A 16,263-nucleotide genomic window follows, 5' to 3' on the forward strand; every position below is an offset into this window, starting at 1 on the left:
GGGTCTTGGGCAGGCGATCCACCACGGTCACCAGCTTGAACGCAGCGACCGGGCCGATCTGGTCGCGCACCAGCTTGACGCATTCCTTGCAGACCTCGGCATGGTCGCGATCGACGCCGGAGCTGAGGCAGATGAAGCCCAGCGGCATCTGGCCCTTGAGCTCGTCCGAGACCCCGATCACCGCGCATTCGGCGACATCGGGATGCGAGGCGAGCACCTCTTCCATCGCGCCGGTCGACAGGCGGTGGCCGGCCACGTTGATGACGTCGTCGGTGCGCGACATGATGTAGAGGTAGCCGTCCTCGTCCTTCATCCCCGCATCGCCGGTCTCGTAATAGCCGGGGAACTGGGTGAGGTAGGACTTCTTGAACCGCGCCTCGGCCTGCCACAGCGTCTGCAGCGTGCCCGGGGGCAGCGGCAGCTTGATCGCGATGGCGCCAAGCTCGCCCGGGGCCATCTCGTGGCCGCCCTCGTCGAGGATGCGCACGTCATAGCCCGGCATGGCGACCGACGGAGAGCCCAGCTTGACCGGCAGTTCCTCGATGCCGATCGGGTTGGCGGCGATGCCCCAGCCGGTCTCGGTCTGCCACCAGTGGTCGATCACCGGCACGCCCAGATGTTTCTGCGCCCACTCGATGGTGCTGGGATCGGCGCGCTCGCCGGCAAGGAACAGCGCCTGCAGGTCGTGCAGCTTGTAGCGCCGGATCCATTCGCCGTCTGGATCGGCGCGGCGGATGGCGCGCAGCGCGGTGGGCGCTGTGAAGAAGCTCTTCACCCGGTGGTTCTGGATGATGCGCCAGAACACGCCCGCGTGCGGCGTGCCGATGGGCTTGCCCTCGAAGACGATGGTCTGCGCCCCGGTGATCAGCGGGCCGTAGCAGATGTAGGAGTGCCCCACGACCCAGCCCACGTCCGAGGCCGCCCAGAAGCGGTCGCCCGCCTCGATGTTGTAGATGTTCTTCATCGTCCATTGCAGGGCGACGAGATGCCCGGCGGTGGAGCGCACCACGCCCTTGGGCTGGCCGGTGGTGCCGGAGGTGTAGAGGATATAGGCCGGGTGGTTGCCCTCGACCGGCACGCAGTCGGCGGGCTTCACGCCGTACTGGAAGCCGTGCCACGAGAAGTCGCGCCCCTCGATCAGCTTGGCCACCTCCTGCTCGCGCTGGAACACGACGCAGAACTCGGGCTTGTGCTCGGAGAGCTCGATGGCCTCGTCGAGCAGCGGCTTGTAATGCACCACGCGGCCCGGCTCGAGGCCGCAGCTCGCCGCGATGATCGCCTTGGGGGTGCAATCGTCGATCCGCACCGCCAGCTCATGCGCTGCGAAGCCGCCGAAGACCACCGAGTGCACCGCGCCGAGACGGGCGCAGGCCAGCATCGCCTCGAGCGCCTCGGGGATCATCGGCATGTAGATGATGACCCGGTCGCCCTTCTCGACGCCGCGCATCTTCAGCGCACCGGCCAGCGAGGCGACCCGGTCGCGCAGCTCGGAATAGGTGATGCCCTTGCTCGAGTGGGTGATCGGGCTCTCGTGCATGATGGCGATCTCGTCGCCGCGCCCGGCCTCGACATGGCGGTCGACCGCGTTCCAGCAGGTGTTGACCATGCCGTCCGAGAACCACTCGTACATGTCGCCGCCCTTGTCGAAGAGCGCCTTCGACGGCTTCTTGTCCCAGTCGATCGCCTCGGCGGCCTCCATCCAGAACCCCTCGGGGTCGGATTTCCAGGCCTCGTACACGTCCTTGTAGCCCATGGGGAAAGCTCCTCCTCTCGCCTTTGGGTATTTTGATTAGGCACGCGATTTGCGTGGAGCAAGTATGTTACCGCCGAGCATGACACAAAACCGCAGGGGATTTGCAAAAAACTGCCTCCCGGAGGGCGGACAATTTGCAAATACGCAAATTTTGAAGATCGCCCTGCGAAGTCATGGCGATTTTGCAAATTCCGTTCGCGGCAAAACGTTTGCAGGCCAACAAATATCAAATTGATTATTTGTCAGCAACTTTGACCTATTTCAGAATCGCCCATTCCCCAGGCATCGCCCCATTTCCGCCACATTTCAGCGTTTGGGACGCTAAAAGGTATATTGAGAAAACCTTATTTAGCGCACACACGCCACCGAGAACAAAAAATATCATTTCAAAACAACGCCCCTTATCAAATTGATAGATTTCGCATGTACGTATCAAATTGAGAGCACAATTGAGTCGCTCAATGGAGGTCGAGAGATCACCCAGAGCGGCCCAACCCGCCACGCATCTCTCTCAGGAAAGAGGTCCGGCCCTCCGCGACAAGGGGCGGACAAAGGAGAGTAAGACATGGCGCAGACCACGCTTATACAGGCCTCCCTCCCCGGCACACCACTCGCGGCGGGGGCTCATCCCGGCCCCCGCCACCCCGAGGGAGACACCGCAACAAATCGACCGGCGCCTGCGCTCGGTTGCGATGCGTCCGGCGGGGTCTGAGCAAAATGGCCCTTCTCTCTATCGACCTGCTCACCAATTCCACGCACACCTATGACAGCGGCAACTCTGCCGACGGCGATACGGTCCAGATCACCGCGCTTGGCGACAGCCTGCTGATCGTCGATGGCGTCAGCCTGACGATCACTTCCATTGCCGGCATCAATCTCGGCGCCTCCCCGACCTTCCGCGTCATCAACGGCGGCGACCTGACCATCGACAACGGCCTGCTCGACGCCTCGGCGCTCAGCAGCTTCACCTTCGAGGTTTTCGACAACAGCGCCATGACGCTGGATGCCTCAGTGCTGAGCCTCGCAGTTCTGAACGGGTTGCTCGACACCTATGATGTCGCCTATTCCGGTCCCTACGGCACCGGCACCTTCACCTACGATCCGCCCGTGGTCTCGGTGCTCGGCATCCAGCCGGTGAACTTCAACACCACCGGGATGCAGGCCACCGACCAGTTCATCGTCAGCGGCCGCACCATCGAGCTTGACGAGGCCAGCCCCGGCGATCCGAGCAGCGCCTATGACGGCAGCGTCCTGCACCTGCGGGTCGATGGCGGGCTTCTGACCCAGAGCGTCAATATCGATGTGCCGATGACCGCGGCCGAAGCCTCCGAGTTCTTCACGAACCAGGCCACGCTGCTCAATGGCGACACCTTCACCTTCCCGGGCGTGGCCTTGGCCTGCCTGACCACCGGAACACCCGTTGCCACGCTGGCGGGCGATGTTGCGGTGGAAAACCTCCGCGTCGGGCATCGCGTCCTGACCATGGACAACGGCTATCAACCGATCCGCTGGGTCGGGTGCCGCCATCTCGAGGAGGAGGATCTGGAGCGCAACCCCGAACTGCGCCCCATCCGGATCCGTGCCAATGCGCTGGGAAGGGGGCGGCCCGAACGCGACATCGTGGTCTCGCCCCAGCACCGTGTGCTTGTCTCGAACGCGATCGCCGAGCGCATGTTCGGCCAGAAGGAGGTTCTGATCGCCGCCAAGCACCTGCTGTCCCTCGACGGCATTTGCGTCGCCGAGGAGATCACGTCGGTCACCTACTGGCACTTCTTCTTCGATCAGCACCAGATCGTCTTTTCGAACGGCGCCGCGACGGAAAGCCTCTATCTCGGAAGCGAGTCGATCAAGGCGCTGCCGCGAGACGCGCGCAACGAGATCCTGACGCTGTTCCCCGACATCGACCAATATCTCTCGGCGCGCCCACTGGTGTCGGGCAGACGCGCGCGCAAGCTCTCGGAGCGGATCTCGAAGAACCGCAAGGTGTTGGTGGATTACTGATCGCGCGCCCCGGCCCGTGCCGGGGCGTCGCCATCAGGCTCAGCCGTAGCTGGCGACCGGCGTGCCGGCGATGGCCGCCATGTTGAGCAGGCCGCGCGAGGTGATCGACGGCGTCACGATATGCGCCCGGTTGCCAAGCCCCATGAGGATCGGCCCCACTTCCAGACCGCCGGCCTTCAGGCGCAGGATGTTGCGCACGCCGCTAGCCGCATCGGCCTGCGCGAAGATCAGCACGTTGGCCGCGCCCTCGAGCCGGTTCTCCGGCATCAGGCGGTCGCGCAGCTCGGGGTCGAGCGCGCTGTCCACGTGCATCTCGCCCTCGTACATGAAGTCGCGCGGCTGGCTGTCGAGGATGTCGAGCGCGGCGCGGATGCGCGGGCCGGAACCGTCGGACTGGTTGCCGAACTGCGAACGCGAGCACAGCGCGATCTTCGGCGTCAGGCCGAAGCGGCGCACGTGGCGCGCGGCGCCGATCACCGTCTGGGCGATCTGCTCGGGCGAGGGCTCGGTCCAGACCTGCGTATCGGCGAGGAACAGCGGCCCGTCCTCGAGGATCATCATCGACAGCGCGCCCTGCGGGACGTGGCCCTCGTTGCCGAGCACCTGATTGATGTAGTTCAGGTGCCAGCGATATTCGCCGAAGGTGCCGCAGATCATGCTGTCGGCCTCGCCGCGCTGCACCATGATGGCGGCGATCGCGGTGGTGTTGGTGCGCAGGATGGCGCGCGCCAGATCCGGCGTCACGCCACGGCGCGCCATGAGCTTGTGATAGGTCTCCCAATACTCGCGGTAGCGGGGATCGTTGTTGGGGTCGACGACGTGGAAATCGCGGCCCGGACGGATCTCGAGCCCCATGCGCTCGCAGCGGGTCTCGAGCACGTCGGGGCGCCCGATGAGGATCGGCTGTTCGGTGGTCTCTTCGAGGATGGCCTGCGCGGCGCGCAGCACGCGCTCGTCCTCACCTTCCGAGAACACGATGGAGCGCGAGGCGGTGCGGGCGGCCTCGAAGACCGGGCGCATGAGCAGCGCCGACTTGAACACCGACGCGTTGAGGTGGTCCTTGTAGGCCTGCAGATCCTCAAGCGGGCGTGTCGCCACGCCCGACTCCATCGCGGCCTTCGCCACCGCCGAGGACACCACGCCCGAGAGGCGCGGATCGAAGGGCTTGGGGATCAGGTAATCGCGCCCGAAGGTCAGCTGCTCGCCGTGATAGGCCGCCGCCGCCTCGGCCGAGGTGGTGGCGCGGGCCAGTGCCGCGATGCCCTCGACGCAGGCCACCGCCATGTCATCGTTGATCTCTGTCGCGCCCACGTCGAGCGCGCCGCGGAAGATGAACGGGAAACACAGGACGTTGTTGACCTGGTTCGGGAAATCGCTGCGGCCCGTCGCGATGATCGCATCAGGGGCCACGGCACGCACCGCGTCGGGCATGATCTCGGGCGTCGGGTTGGCGAGGCCGAAGACGATGGGCGTCGTGGTCATCTTCTGCACATGCTCGGGCTTGAGCACGCCGGGGCCCGAAAGACCGAGGAACATGTCGGCGCCGTCGATCACATCGTCGAGCGTGCGCTTGTCGGTCTTCTGCGCGAACGCCGCCTTCTGCGGGTTCATGTCTTCTTCGCGGCCCTCGTAGACGAGGCCGTGGATGTCGCAGAGCCAGACATTCTCGCGCTTCACCCCGAGCTTCAGCAGCATGTTGAGGCAGGCGATGCCCGCCGCGCCGCCGCCGGTGGAGACGATCTTGATGTCTTCGAAACTCTTGCCGGCCACGTGCAGCGCGTTCATCGCGGCGGCGCCGACGACGATGGCGGTGCCGTGCTGGTCATCGTGGAAGACGGGAATGTTCATCCGCTCACGGCAGATCTTCTCGACGATGAAGCAGTCGGGCGCCTTGATGTCTTCGAGGTTGATCGCCCCGAAGGTCGGCTCCATGGCGCATACGATCTCCGCCAGCTTCTCGGGATCGGGCTGGTTCAACTCGATATCGAAGCAGTCGATATTGGCGAATTTCTTGAACAGGACGGCCTTGCCTTCCATCACCGGCTTTGAGGCCAGCGGGCCGATATTGCCAAGCCCCAGCACCGCGGTGCCGTTTGACACCACCGCCACGAGGTTGCCCCGGGCGGTGTAGCGCGCCGCGTTGGCCGGGTCGGCCTTGATCTCGAGACAGGCCTCGGCGACGCCGGGCGAATAGGCGCGGCTGAGGTCGCGCCCGTTGGCCAGAGGCTTGGTCGCCCGGATCTCGAGCTTCCCCGGTTTGGGATTCTCGTGATAAAACAGCGCCGCCTGGCGCAGGCTTTCCTGTGTGGTGTCCGACATGACCCGCCTCCCTCCCGAAGAAGTAGTTTAACGCTGAACAATCAGTCGTTGGCGGGATAACAGGACTCCGGCTGGGCGTAAACGAAAATCGCCCCCGACAAAGGCTGGGCGCTTTCGGAGCAGCGCCTACGAAGCCGCCACCCGCTTCGCCACCTCCGTGGGGCGGCGAGACGCGGAGGCCGCGCCGGGCAAGGCCGGTCGGGTCAGTAAACCACCGCTTCCAGCAACTCGATACGCTGCTCGGCCTGCTGCACGGTCAGGTCGGTGTAGACCGGCTCACCGGCGCGCTCCGAAAGCTCGCGCAGGCGGGCTTCCTGGGTGGCGCTCATCGGCTGGCGCGGGTCGGGCGGGACGTCGAGGGCGGCGTCGATCTGGGCGGGGCGGGTCATCGCGTTCATCTGATCATATCCTCTCGTTTGGCGGATCAACACGCAGCCCCCGCCCCCGGTTCCGACACCTGCGCCACTGCTATCGCTCACACCCGGCAGACGCGGCATTTCCGCAGGTGACAAGGAAGCCCGTGGCACCTATAACCCGCGCCAAATTCCGATCCGCACCCAAGGAGCTTTTTCAATGACCACCCTGGTTTTCGGCCACAAATCCCCCGACACCGACAGCACCGGCAGCCCGATCATCTGGTCGTGGTACCTGAACGAGGTGAAGGGCGTTGCGGCCAAGCCCGTGCTTCTGGGCGAGCCCAACACCGAAGCGGCCTTCATGCTCGAGCACTGGGGCTTCGAGAAGCCCGAGATCATCTCGGATGTCGAGGCCGACGCGCCGGTCGTCATCGTCGACACCAACAACCCGGCCGAGCTGCCGGCGTCGATCAACGCCGCCGACATCACCGCGATCATCGACCACCACAAGCTGGTCGGCGGCCTCGAGACCAAGGGCCCGATCGACATCACCGTGCGCCCGCTGGCCTGCACCGCGACCATCATGGTCGACCTGATGGGCGCCGACGTTGCCAAGATGCCCGACGCCATCAAGGGCGCGGCGCTGACCTGCATCCTGTCGGACACGCTGGAATTCCGCTCGCCCACCACAACCGCCCATGACCGCGCCGTGGCCGAGACCCTGGCCGCCGATCTCGGCCTCGACATCTCCGAGTTCGCCGCCAAGATGTTTGCCGCCAAGTCCGATGTCTCGGCCTTCTCCGATGCCGAGCTGATCCGCATGGACAGCAAGGAATACGCCGTCGACGGCACCAAGTTCCGCGTCTCCGTGCTCGAGACCACCGCGCCCGAGATCCCGCTCGACCGCAAGGACTGCCTGATGGAGAGCTTCAAGACCGTCGCCGCCGAGGATGGCGTCGATCAGGTGCTGCTCTTCGTGGTCGACATCATCAAGGAAGAGGCCACGCTGCTGGTCCCCAACGACCTGGTAAAGACCGTGGCCGAGAAAAGCTTCGGCGCCACCGTCGAGGGCGACACCGTGGTGCTGCCCGGCATCATGAGCCGCAAGAAGCAGATCATCCCGAACCTCAAGGTCTGATCTCTTCCACCGGAACGGACCCGAAGGGGCGCCCAGCGGGGCGCCCCTTTTTCGTGCCCTGTCATCGGCTTGCCACGGAACTCTGCCACAGGCTCTGGTCAATCCCCGCCGCCTGCGACAAGCTCGGCACGACCGCAAGACGAGCCAGAGATGACCCAAGACACGATCCAGATCGCCAGCGACGCCCTGACCGCCAGCATCGCACCGCTCGGCGCCGAAATGCAGAGCCTGCGCACCAGCGACGGCGCCGACCTGCTCTGGCACGGCGATCGCGCGTGGTGGAGCGGCCGTGCCCCGATCCTCTTCCCGATCGTCGGCAAGGCCCCGGGCGACCGCATCGCCGTGGGCGACCACGAAGCCGATATGCGCCAGCACGGTTTCGCCCGGCGCAGCGCCTTCACGCTCACGCACCAAAGCCCGACCGCCTGCCGCCATGTCCTGCGCGACAGCGCCGAGACCCGCGCGCTCTATCCCTTCGCCTTCGAGATCGCCGTGACCCACGCGCTCGAGGGCGCCACGCTCACTGTCGGCGTCGAGATCAGCAACCGCGACGCGCAGCCCATGCCCTTCGGCTTCGGCTTCCACCCGGCCTTCGCCTGGCCCCTGCCCGGCGGTGAGGGCAAGCCGCACGAAATCCGCCTCGACAACGGCGCCGAGCCGGCGCTGGCCCGCCTGCGCGACGGCCTTTTGCCGCCCGAGCGCCATCCCTCCCCGTTCCGCGCCGGCAAGCTGACCCTCGATCCCGCGCAGTTCGAGGCCGACGCGATGATCTTCCCCGAAGGCGCGGGCCCCGGCCTGACCTACGGCGTGTCCAGCGGCCCCGCGCTGGCCTTCACTTTCGACAACCTGCCCAACCTCGCGCTCTGGCAACCGCCCGGCGCGCCCTTCCTCTGCGTCGAGCCCTGGCACGGCATGGCCGCCGAGCACGGCGCCTCGCCGCAGATCGCCGCGCGCCCCTTCAGCCTCCCCCTGCCACCGCAGGAGACCGCCCGCTTCGGCTACTCCGTTACGGCCCGGCTCTGACCGCCCAACGGGGCTGGCCAAGCGCGCCCCCGCGCCCTACCTAGGGCGCGACCCGAGCACAAAGGTGACCCATGTCCCAGATCATCGAAGCCCTGTCCGACGTCTCGCAGAATTACGAGGCGCTGTTCGTCGACCTCTGGGGCTGCGTCCACAACGGCGTCACCGCCTATCCCGAGGCCTGCGCCGCGCTGCAGGCCTACCGCAAGGCAGGCGGCATCGTGGTGCTGGTGACCAACTCGCCCCGCGCCCGCGTCGAGGTCGCCAAGCAGTTGGAGAAATTCGGCGTCCCCGACGACGCCTGGGACACCATCGCCACCTCCGGTGACAGCGCCCGCGCCGCCATGTTCCAGGGCACGGTGGGCAACAAGGTCTATTTCATCGGCATCGAGGAGGAGAAGACCTTCTTCGAGCCGCTGCACCTGATCAAGGATCCGGTCGAGGTCACCTGCGTGCCGCTCGAAGAGGCCGAGGGCATCGTCTGCACCGGCCCGTTCGATGCCAGCGCCGACCCGGCGGTGATGCGCCCGCAGTTCCTCTATGCCAAGCAAAAGGGGCTGAAGCTGCTCTGCGCCAATCCCGACATCGTGGTCGATCGCGGCCACCGCCGCGAATGGTGCGCCGGCGCGCTGGCGGCGCTCTATACCGAGATGGGCGGCGAGAGCCTCTATTTCGGCAAACCGCACCCGCCGATCTACGATCTCGCCCGCCGCCGCCTGCACGAGATCGCCCCCGAGATCGGCGACAGCGCCATCCTCGCCATCGGCGACGGCGTGCGCACCGACATCCAGGGCGCGCAGGGCGAGGACATCGATTCGCTCTTCATCACCGGCGGGCTCGCGGCGGAAGAAACCCGCACCGAGACCCAGCCCCACGCCGAGGCACTGCTCGACTTCCTCGCCAAGGAAGGCATGACCCCGACCTACTCGATCGGCTTCCTGCGCTGAGCCGCCCTCGCCGTTCGGGCCTGACACGCAAGGGCGCGCCGCATGACAACGGCGCGCCCTTTGTCTGTCTGGCAAGTGGCCTCGGGCCTCGTCGCCACACGGTTCTTTGGTCGGAGCCGGTCGAAACGCCCTTGATTTTCTGCGCCCGCAAAGTAATAAAGTTACCCGAACGGCGATTTTCGCCGCATTTTTGTTACCAGGCCGAGGATCATGGAGGCTGAGATGTTCGATAACTTCCCGCGCGGAACCATCTGCATCGAGGATATCGAGATGGGGATGACGCGCCACCTGCGCAAACAGGTGACAGATCGCGACATCGAGCTCTTCGCCGAGGTCTCCACCGACCGCAACCCGGTGCATCTCGACGACGCCTACGCCCATGACACCATCTTCGAGGGCCGCATCGCGCATGGCATGCTGACCGCCGGGCTGATCTCGGCGGTGATCGGCGAACAGCTTCCGGGTCACGGCACGATCTATCTCGGCCAGACGCTGAAATTCCTTGCGCCCGTGCGCCCGGGCGACACGGTTTATGCCGAGGTCAAGGTGGTCGACATCGACCACTCGAAGCGCCGCGTCACGCTCGACTGCCACTGCTCCGTCGACGGCAAGAAGGTGCTCGCCGGCGAGGCCAAGGTGCTCGCCCCCTCGCGCAAGTTCGACTGACTCAGCCGCTGTCGTCGGGGCCTCGGCGAGGCAAGCCCACCCGCGCTCCGCTCACAGGCCGCCCCGTCCGCCGCGCGTCTGCCATAGCCGGATGGCCGCGCTCCCGCATCCACGACCGACAGCGCTCCCTCCTTCTCTGGTTCGACAAATACCTCGGGGGTGAATTGGCGCTCCGCGCCAAGAGGGGGCTGGCCCCCTCCCCCGTCACCGACTCGGAACGCCAGCACGGCGCTCAGCCCGACCCGCCCTCGGCCTTCAGCAGCGCCGTAAGCCCGGCGCGGTAATCCGGGTAGAACAGCTTCACTCCCAGTTCGTCCTTTATGCGCCGGTTCGAGACCCGCTTGCTCTCGGCATAGAAGCTGCGGGCCATGGCGCCCATCTCGGCGCTGTCGAAGGGCTCTTCCGGCGGCGGCGCGACGCCAAGCAACTCGGCCGCGTACAGGATGACCTCCTGAGGCGGCGCCGGATCATCGTCGCAAAGGTTGTAGACCGCGCCCGGATCAGGTTGGCGGATCGAGGCCTCGAGCACCTGCGCGATGTCGTCCACGTGGATGCGCGAGAACACCTGCCCCGGCTTCACGATGCGCCGCGCGGTGCCGGCGCGGACCTTCGCGAAAGGACCGCGCCCCGGGCCGTAGATCCCCGCCAAGCGGAAGATGTGCAGCGGCAGGTCGGGAATCGCCCGCCAGGCATCCTCGGCGGCCAGCCGCATGGCGCCGCGGCGCGTGCTCGGCGTCAGCGGTGTGTCCTCGTCGACCCAGCCGCCGCCGTGATCGCCATAGACCCCGGTGGTCGACAGATAGCCCACCCACTCGAGCTGCGCGGCGCGCTCGGCAATGGCCGGGCCGCAGAGCCGCAGCGCCGGATCCCCGTCGCTGTCCGGGCCGGCGGAAACCAGCACGTGGGAGACCCGCCCAAGGGCTTCCTCGACCGCCATCCGGTCCCAGAGAAGCGGCACGATGCCCTCGGCGCGCAGCCGTTCGGCCTTCTCGGGATCGCGGGTCGTGCCGATCACGGTCCAGCCCTGCGGCAGCAATTGCCGCGCAAGCGCCTGTGCCGAATACCCGTGTCCGAGCGAGAGAAGTCTCTTTGTCATGCATCCAAGGTGCGAGTTGCCGAAGCAATATGCAAGCGCGCAACGGTGAGCGGCGCTCCGCGCATGACCGGCTCCGCGGATAGGCAGCGCGCCCGAAAATCGCTATTCAGGGCCGAGGCCGTTCACAAGAGGTGTTCCATGCCGAGTCTGTCCCGCCGCGCCGCGATGGTGCTGCTGTTCGGAGGGCTTGCCGCCTGCGGCGCCCGCCGCGAAGAACCGGTGGCGCGGAACTACAACCCGCCGCTCTATCCCAACGAGACGCCGGAACTGCGCAGCCAGATCAATCGCTGGTCCGATCACTACGAGGTCCCGCGCGAGCTTGTGCACCGGCTGGCCATCCGCGAAAGCACCCACAACCCGGCGGCCCGCAACGGCCCCTATTATGGTCTGTTGCAGATCCTGCCCCAGACCGCCCGCACCATGGGCTTCCGCGGCACGCCTTCGGACCTGCTGAACGCCGACACCAATCTGCAATACGGCGTGAAGTACCTGCGTGGCGCATGGCTCCTGTCCGACGGCAGCCACGACGCGGCGATCGGCTGGTACGCACGGGGCTACTACTACGAGGCCAAGCGCCGGGGGATGCTGGTCGAGACCGGGCTGCGCTCGGCCTGAGGCGAATACCCGCGCCGATCATGTCACCGCCCGCAGCATGGCGGTGTTGGACTGGATGATGGTGTTCAGCTCGACAATCCGGGCCAGCCGCGCCTCGATCTCGTCCTGACCGGCGTCGAGCTGATCGACAATCCCCGACAGCGAATCCCCCGATCCATTCAGCGCCGCGCTCTCGATCTTGCACATCATCCGGGTCGAGCTGAGGCCGGTCACGTAGCGCTTCATGTCGAGCACGCTGCGGCCCAGCCGGGTCGCTTCGCTCTCGACCACCTTGAGCGCCTCTCCGGCGCTCTTGCGAAACATCTTGGCCTCGGCCTGAAGGGTATCGCGATCCTCGATCAGCGCGGTGATGTCGGGCGCGCTCTTCATGTCTTCCTCGAAGAGCGACGACATCTCGCGCTGCATGATCGCCGCGCAGACAAGGAACTGGCCGCGCTCGATGGTCTCGCGCATGCGGACATAGGTGCTGTCCTTGCCCTCGACAAAGCTCTTCACCCAGCTTGCCATCTCGTCGAGCATGGAGCCGTAATTGACCGAGATCGCGCTGATCGGCCCGCCGGCATTCTCCAGCCGCGAGGCGAGGATGCGCATGTTCATCGGCACCGTCCGGATCATCTTGATGATCTCGGTCATGCGGTCGGTCTCCTCCCGGATCTGGCCGATGGTGCGGACCATGGTCAGGAAGCGCTGCTGCTGCGGATCCAGCGCCAGCCCGCTGCGCTTGGCGCGATCCTCGAGCTCGAGCGACAGCGCGGCCGACATGTAGGCATCGTAATCCTCGTATCCGAGTTCGGGCAGGCGGGCGAGCAGCGTCTCGGCGCTTCGCGCCGCCGAGACACCCTCCTCGAGCTCGGCCCGGCGGAGATCGGCATAGAGATCCTTTACCTTCGAAAACAGCTCGGTATGCGGCTTTACACGCACCGAGAGGAACCCGCCGGGGATCGGCCAGGCCACCGCCAACACCCAGTAGAAACGCCCGTCCTTGGCCTTGTTCTTGACGTAGGCCGCGACCTGCTTGCCGGATTTGAGCCGGTCCCAATAGAGGTGGAACACCCCCTTGGGCATGTCGGGATGACGCACGATCTTGTGCGGCGCGCCCTTCAGCTCTTCCCAGCCGAAGCCCGAGATGCGGCGGAAGATGCTGTTGCCCTCGATGATCACCCCGCGCTCATCGGTGCGGGAGTAGAACATGCAAGACGCCTCGAACGGCACCTCGCCCATGCCACTCCGGCTTTGGGTGACGAGCTGGGAATCATGCTGGGTCATCGGTGCCTCGTGCCTCAGAACGCAATCGCACCGACCATGCACGCACGGGCCTTTCCAAAAGCTGAACGCGGGCGCTTTTGACGCCCGCGTTCCGAAATTTTTCAACCGTGGACCGCAGATCAGCCCGGGCTCATGCCCCGCAGCCGCTCGGAGCGGCGGCGCAGCAGCTCGACCGCGCTCAGCAGCAGGATCGAGATGCCCACGAGGATCGTCGCCGCGGCGAGGATGGTCGGCGAGATCTGCTCGCGCAGGCCGGTGAACATCTGCCACGGCAGGGTCTGCAGTTCGGCCGAGCCGATGAACAGCACCACCACGACCTCGTCGAAGGAGGTGATGAAGGCGAACAGGCCGCCCGAGATCACGCCGGGCAGGATCAGCGGCATCTGCACCCGGAAGAAGGTGGTGACCGGATCGGCGCCCATGTTGGCCGCGGCGCGGGTCAGCGAGCGGTCGAAGCCCACCAGCGTCGCGGTCACGGTGATGATCACGAAGGGAATGCCCAGCACGGCGTGCGCCAGAACGACGCCCCAGTAGGTGCCGACGATGCCGATCTTCGAGTAGAAGAAATACATGCCCGTGGCCGAGATGATCAGCGGCACGATCATCGGCGAGATCAGGATCGCCATGATGGCGCGCTTGCCGGGCACGTGGCTTTGGCTCAGGCCGATGGCCGCCAGCGTGCCGAGCGACACCGAGATCAGCGTCGCCACCGGGGCGATCAGCAGCGAGTTCTTCACCGCGCGGGTCCATTCCGGGTTGGTCAGGAAGTCGCGGTAGTGCTTCAGCGAGTAGCCCTCGGGATCGAAACGCAGCATCTCGGGGGTGAAGGTGAAGAAGTCCTCGGCGTTGAACGACAGCGGCATCACCACGATGATCGGCGTGATCAGGAACACGAAGATCGCGCCGCAGATCACCCGGAAGGAATAATGCCACAGCACCTGCCCGGGGGTGAGGTAGGGCACCAGCTTCTCGCGGTAGCGGCCAAAGCCGATCCAGTAGGAGAACCAGCCAAAGAACCAGCCGAAAAGCGCCCCGACCACAAGGCCGGGAATGGCGCCCAGCAGGAAGCCCACCGCGGCGAAGATCGCGATCAGGCCCCAGCGGGCAAGCTTTTCCTTGCTTTCGCCCAGCACCGAGACGGCGAGGAAGCCGATCGCGGCCATGATGATGGCGCCGGCGACGATGCCCAGAAGGCTCGAGCCGTTGGCGGCGCCGACGAAGATGCCGGCAAATCCGCCCGCCGCGGCCAGCACAGGCAGGGTGAAGGAGAGGGGTTTCTCTTCCACGGGTGTGAGGATCACGTCGTTCATTGCCTTACCCCAGCTTCACGTTGTCGATGCCGACGATGCGGTCGTAGGCCCAGTAGAGGATCAGGACCACCGCCAGCAGGATTGCCCCCAGCGCGGCTGCGAGGCCCCAGTTGAGCGAGGACGAGATGTGATAGGCGATCCGGTTCGAAATGAAGGTACCGGTGGTGCCACCGACGATCTCGGGGGTGATGTAGTAGCCGATCGACAGGATGAACACGAGGATCGAGCCCGCGCCGATCCCCGGGATCGACTGCGGGAAATACACCCGCCAGAAGGTCGTCCAGTTGGTCGCGCCGAGCGATTTCGAGGCCCGCACGTAAGACGGCGGGATGGTCGACATCACCGAGTACATCGGCAGGATCATGAACGGCAGCAGGATGTGGGTCATCGCCACGATAGTGCCGAACTGGTTGTTGATCATGGTCAGGCGCGAGTCGTCCGCGACCAGCCCGATCCACACCAGCACGTCGTTGATCACGCCCTGTTGCTGCAGCATCACCTTCCAGGCCGAGGTTCGCACCAGAAGCGAGGTCCAGAACGGCAGCAGCACGAGGATCATCAGCAGGTTGGCGCTGCGCATCGGCAGGTTCGACAGGATGTAGGCCACCGGGTAGCCGAGCAGGATGCAGCTGAAGGTGATGACCAGAGACATGAACAGCGTGCGCTTGAACAGCAGCAGGTAGATGCGCTCGTTGTCCGGGCGCGCCTCTGCGCCGTCCGGCGTGAGCTGCATGTCGATCGAATTGAGGAAATAGCCCGAGGTGTAGTTGGGGCTGTAGAGCTTGATGGTCTGCCAGATCGGCGGATCGATCCAGTCCTCGTCGATCTCCTCGAAGCCATCCACGAACGAGACGGTCTCGAACTCGGGGCTGTCGACCAGCGCGTCGGCGGCCTTGAGCATGTCGGCGCGCGGCCCGCTGTAGGAGGACATGTCGCCGGCGGCGAGATCCTGGTAGAGCGCGGTGTGCACCGCCGACCACGGCTCTTCCTCGAGCAGGTTCTTCTGCTCCTCGCGTTGCTGGAAGCTGGCAAAGGCGGCGTATTCGCGGGCAGCGGTGGGCAGAAGCTCTTCGATGCCGTCGCGCAGCTCGAAGGCCGGCTGGCGCCCGTCTTCGTCGGCGGCCCAGTCCTGCTGCTTGGCAAGCCAGTCGGGATCGCCCATCAGCTCGACCCATGTCACGGCCTCGTCCCAGTCCTTGTCGAGATCCTCGAACTGGTCCTGATAGACCTCTCCGATGTCATCGAGCCCGCGGCCCGACTTGCGGAACAGCGACGAGGCGCCGGTCAGCTCGTAGTTCAGACGCGTGCCGAGGCGGGTGTGCAGCTTGCGCTCGGCGGCGATGAAAATGTCGTAGTAGGCGGCCTCGAAGGCGACCTCGGGCGGCAGGCCCTGCCCATCCCAGCTGCCCAGCTCCTCGGTGGTGAGCGGCAGCGTCTCAGAGACGATCTGGTTCTCGACCGAGCGGAACAGCATGTCCGCGATCGGGGCGATGAAGGTGATGAGCACGAAAAGCAGCAGCGGCGCGATCAGCATCAGCGCCCGCATCTTCTGCCTGCGCAGCGCCCGCGAAAGGCTCTTCTTCAGAGGCGTTCCGTCGGCGGCCAGCATCGGGCCGGATTTCTTTTCGGCCTGACGCAGCGCGTTGTCTGGCGTCGGCCCGTCGAGTGTGTCTGGCCCAGTGGCGTCGCTCATGCGGAATTGGTCCCCGTTGGATCTGCGTCTTTGATGCGCAGTTGATTTTTCTAGGGTGGAAGGGGGCCGCGCGGCCCCCTTCC

13 protein-coding genes are annotated in these 16,263 nt (G+C 65.8%); 6 read left to right on the plus strand and 7 right to left on the minus strand.

All coding sequences use genetic code 11. From position 1 onward, the window contains the following. Window positions 1–1,753 (minus strand): AMP-binding protein (locus AC6RA4_RS13860; RefSeq protein ID WP_500161228.1); only part of this gene is annotated, 1,753 nt, incomplete at its 3' end. 717 nt (window positions 1,754–2,470) lie between these two features. Between AC6RA4_RS13860 and AC6RA4_RS13865 the strand changes: the two genes are divergently transcribed. Beyond that, window positions 2,471–3,754 carry a Hint domain-containing protein gene (locus AC6RA4_RS13865; protein WP_500161230.1) on the plus strand — a complete coding sequence of 428 codons (1,284 nt, stop codon included), beginning with the start codon at window positions 2,471–2,473 and terminating at the stop codon, window positions 3,752–3,754. Between the two features lie 39 nt (window positions 3,755–3,793). On the opposite strand, the gene AC6RA4_RS13870 is transcribed toward AC6RA4_RS13865, so the two are convergent. Together AC6RA4_RS13870 and AC6RA4_RS13875 are read right to left on the minus strand one after the other, a co-directional pair. After that, on the minus strand, window positions 3,794–6,073 hold the full coding sequence (locus tag AC6RA4_RS13870; RefSeq protein ID WP_500161232.1) for an NADP-dependent malic enzyme: 2,280 nt from the start codon (window positions 6,071–6,073) through the stop codon (window positions 3,794–3,796). Between the two features lie 203 nt (window positions 6,074–6,276). Beyond that, window positions 6,277–6,471 carry a DUF3072 domain-containing protein gene (locus AC6RA4_RS13875; protein WP_500161234.1) on the minus strand — a complete coding sequence of 65 codons (195 nt, stop codon included), beginning with the start codon at window positions 6,469–6,471 and terminating at the stop codon, window positions 6,277–6,279. Between the two features lie 175 nt (window positions 6,472–6,646). Between AC6RA4_RS13875 and AC6RA4_RS13880 the strand changes: the two genes are divergently transcribed. The 4 genes from AC6RA4_RS13880 (at window position 6,647) to AC6RA4_RS13895 (ending at window position 10,200) form a co-directional block, all read left to right on the plus strand. Continuing rightward, a complete protein-coding gene (locus AC6RA4_RS13880) occupies window positions 6,647–7,567 on the plus strand; it encodes a manganese-dependent inorganic pyrophosphatase (protein WP_500161235.1) in 921 nt (306 codons plus the stop codon). A gap of 150 nt (window positions 7,568–7,717) precedes the next feature. Next, on the plus strand, window positions 7,718–8,590 hold the full coding sequence (locus tag AC6RA4_RS13885; protein ID WP_500161237.1) for an aldose 1-epimerase family protein: 873 nt from the start codon (window positions 7,718–7,720) through the stop codon (window positions 8,588–8,590). A gap of 71 nt (window positions 8,591–8,661) precedes the next feature. Further along, window positions 8,662–9,534 carry a TIGR01459 family HAD-type hydrolase gene (locus AC6RA4_RS13890; RefSeq protein ID WP_500161239.1) on the plus strand — a complete coding sequence of 291 codons (873 nt, stop codon included), beginning with the start codon at window positions 8,662–8,664 and terminating at the stop codon, window positions 9,532–9,534. 222 nt (window positions 9,535–9,756) lie between these two features. Continuing rightward, entirely contained in the window at window positions 9,757–10,200 is a 444-nt protein-coding gene (locus tag AC6RA4_RS13895; protein WP_500161240.1) for a MaoC family dehydratase, read from the plus strand. Window positions 10,201–10,432: 232 nt separating this feature from the next. On the opposite strand, the gene AC6RA4_RS13900 is transcribed toward AC6RA4_RS13895, so the two are convergent. Next, a complete protein-coding gene (locus AC6RA4_RS13900) occupies window positions 10,433–11,296 on the minus strand; it encodes an SDR family oxidoreductase (protein WP_500161242.1) in 864 nt (287 codons plus the stop codon). 138 nt (window positions 11,297–11,434) lie between these two features. On the opposite strand from AC6RA4_RS13900, the gene AC6RA4_RS13905 reads away from it, so the two are divergent. Then, a complete protein-coding gene (locus AC6RA4_RS13905; RefSeq protein WP_500161243.1) occupies window positions 11,435–11,911 on the plus strand; it encodes a transglycosylase SLT domain-containing protein in 477 nt (158 codons plus the stop codon). A gap of 18 nt (window positions 11,912–11,929) precedes the next feature. On the opposite strand, the gene AC6RA4_RS13910 is transcribed toward AC6RA4_RS13905, so the two are convergent. The 3 genes from AC6RA4_RS13910 to AC6RA4_RS13920 form a co-directional block, all read right to left on the minus strand. Next, window positions 11,930–13,177, minus strand: coding sequence for a PAS domain-containing protein (locus AC6RA4_RS13910; RefSeq protein WP_500161245.1), 1,248 nt, complete (start codon window positions 13,175–13,177; stop codon window positions 11,930–11,932). Window positions 13,178–13,296: 119 nt separating this feature from the next. Further along, window positions 13,297–14,487 carry an ABC transporter permease gene (locus tag AC6RA4_RS13915; RefSeq protein ID WP_500161246.1) on the minus strand — a complete coding sequence of 397 codons (1,191 nt, stop codon included), beginning with the start codon at window positions 14,485–14,487 and terminating at the stop codon, window positions 13,297–13,299. Window positions 14,488–14,491: 4 nt separating this feature from the next. Further along, window positions 14,492–16,180 (minus strand): ABC transporter permease, encoded by a 1,689-nt coding sequence (locus AC6RA4_RS13920; protein WP_500161247.1) that lies wholly within the window; start codon window positions 16,178–16,180, stop codon window positions 14,492–14,494. Window positions 16,181–16,263: the final 83 nt, after the last annotated feature.

It is taken from the genome of Salipiger sp., from assembly GCF_059781815.1.

Excerpts from the sequence above, each read along its gene's own strand:
- AC6RA4_RS13865 (WP_500161230.1), top strand. The coding sequence starts at position 2,471 with ATGGCCCTTCTCTCTATCGACCTGCTCACCAATTCCACGCACACCTAT.
- AC6RA4_RS13870 (WP_500161232.1), bottom strand. The coding sequence starts at position 6,073 with ATGTCGGACACCACACAGGAAAGCCTGCGCCAGGCGGCGCTGTTTTAT.
- AC6RA4_RS13875 (WP_500161234.1), bottom strand. The coding sequence starts at position 6,471 with ATGAACGCGATGACCCGCCCCGCCCAGATCGACGCCGCCCTCGACGTC.
- AC6RA4_RS13880 (WP_500161235.1), top strand. The coding sequence starts at position 6,647 with ATGACCACCCTGGTTTTCGGCCACAAATCCCCCGACACCGACAGCACC.
- AC6RA4_RS13885 (WP_500161237.1), top strand. The coding sequence starts at position 7,718 with ATGACCCAAGACACGATCCAGATCGCCAGCGACGCCCTGACCGCCAGC.
- AC6RA4_RS13890 (WP_500161239.1), top strand. The coding sequence starts at position 8,662 with ATGTCCCAGATCATCGAAGCCCTGTCCGACGTCTCGCAGAATTACGAG.
- AC6RA4_RS13895 (WP_500161240.1), top strand. The coding sequence starts at position 9,757 with ATGTTCGATAACTTCCCGCGCGGAACCATCTGCATCGAGGATATCGAG.
- AC6RA4_RS13900 (WP_500161242.1), bottom strand. The coding sequence starts at position 11,296 with ATGACAAAGAGACTTCTCTCGCTCGGACACGGGTATTCGGCACAGGCG.
- AC6RA4_RS13905 (WP_500161243.1), top strand. The coding sequence starts at position 11,435 with ATGCCGAGTCTGTCCCGCCGCGCCGCGATGGTGCTGCTGTTCGGAGGG.
- AC6RA4_RS13910 (WP_500161245.1), bottom strand. The coding sequence starts at position 13,177 with ATGACCCAGCATGATTCCCAGCTCGTCACCCAAAGCCGGAGTGGCATG.
- AC6RA4_RS13915 (WP_500161246.1), bottom strand. The coding sequence starts at position 14,487 with ATGAACGACGTGATCCTCACACCCGTGGAAGAGAAACCCCTCTCCTTC.
- AC6RA4_RS13920 (WP_500161247.1), bottom strand. The coding sequence starts at position 16,180 with ATGAGCGACGCCACTGGGCCAGACACACTCGACGGGCCGACGCCAGAC.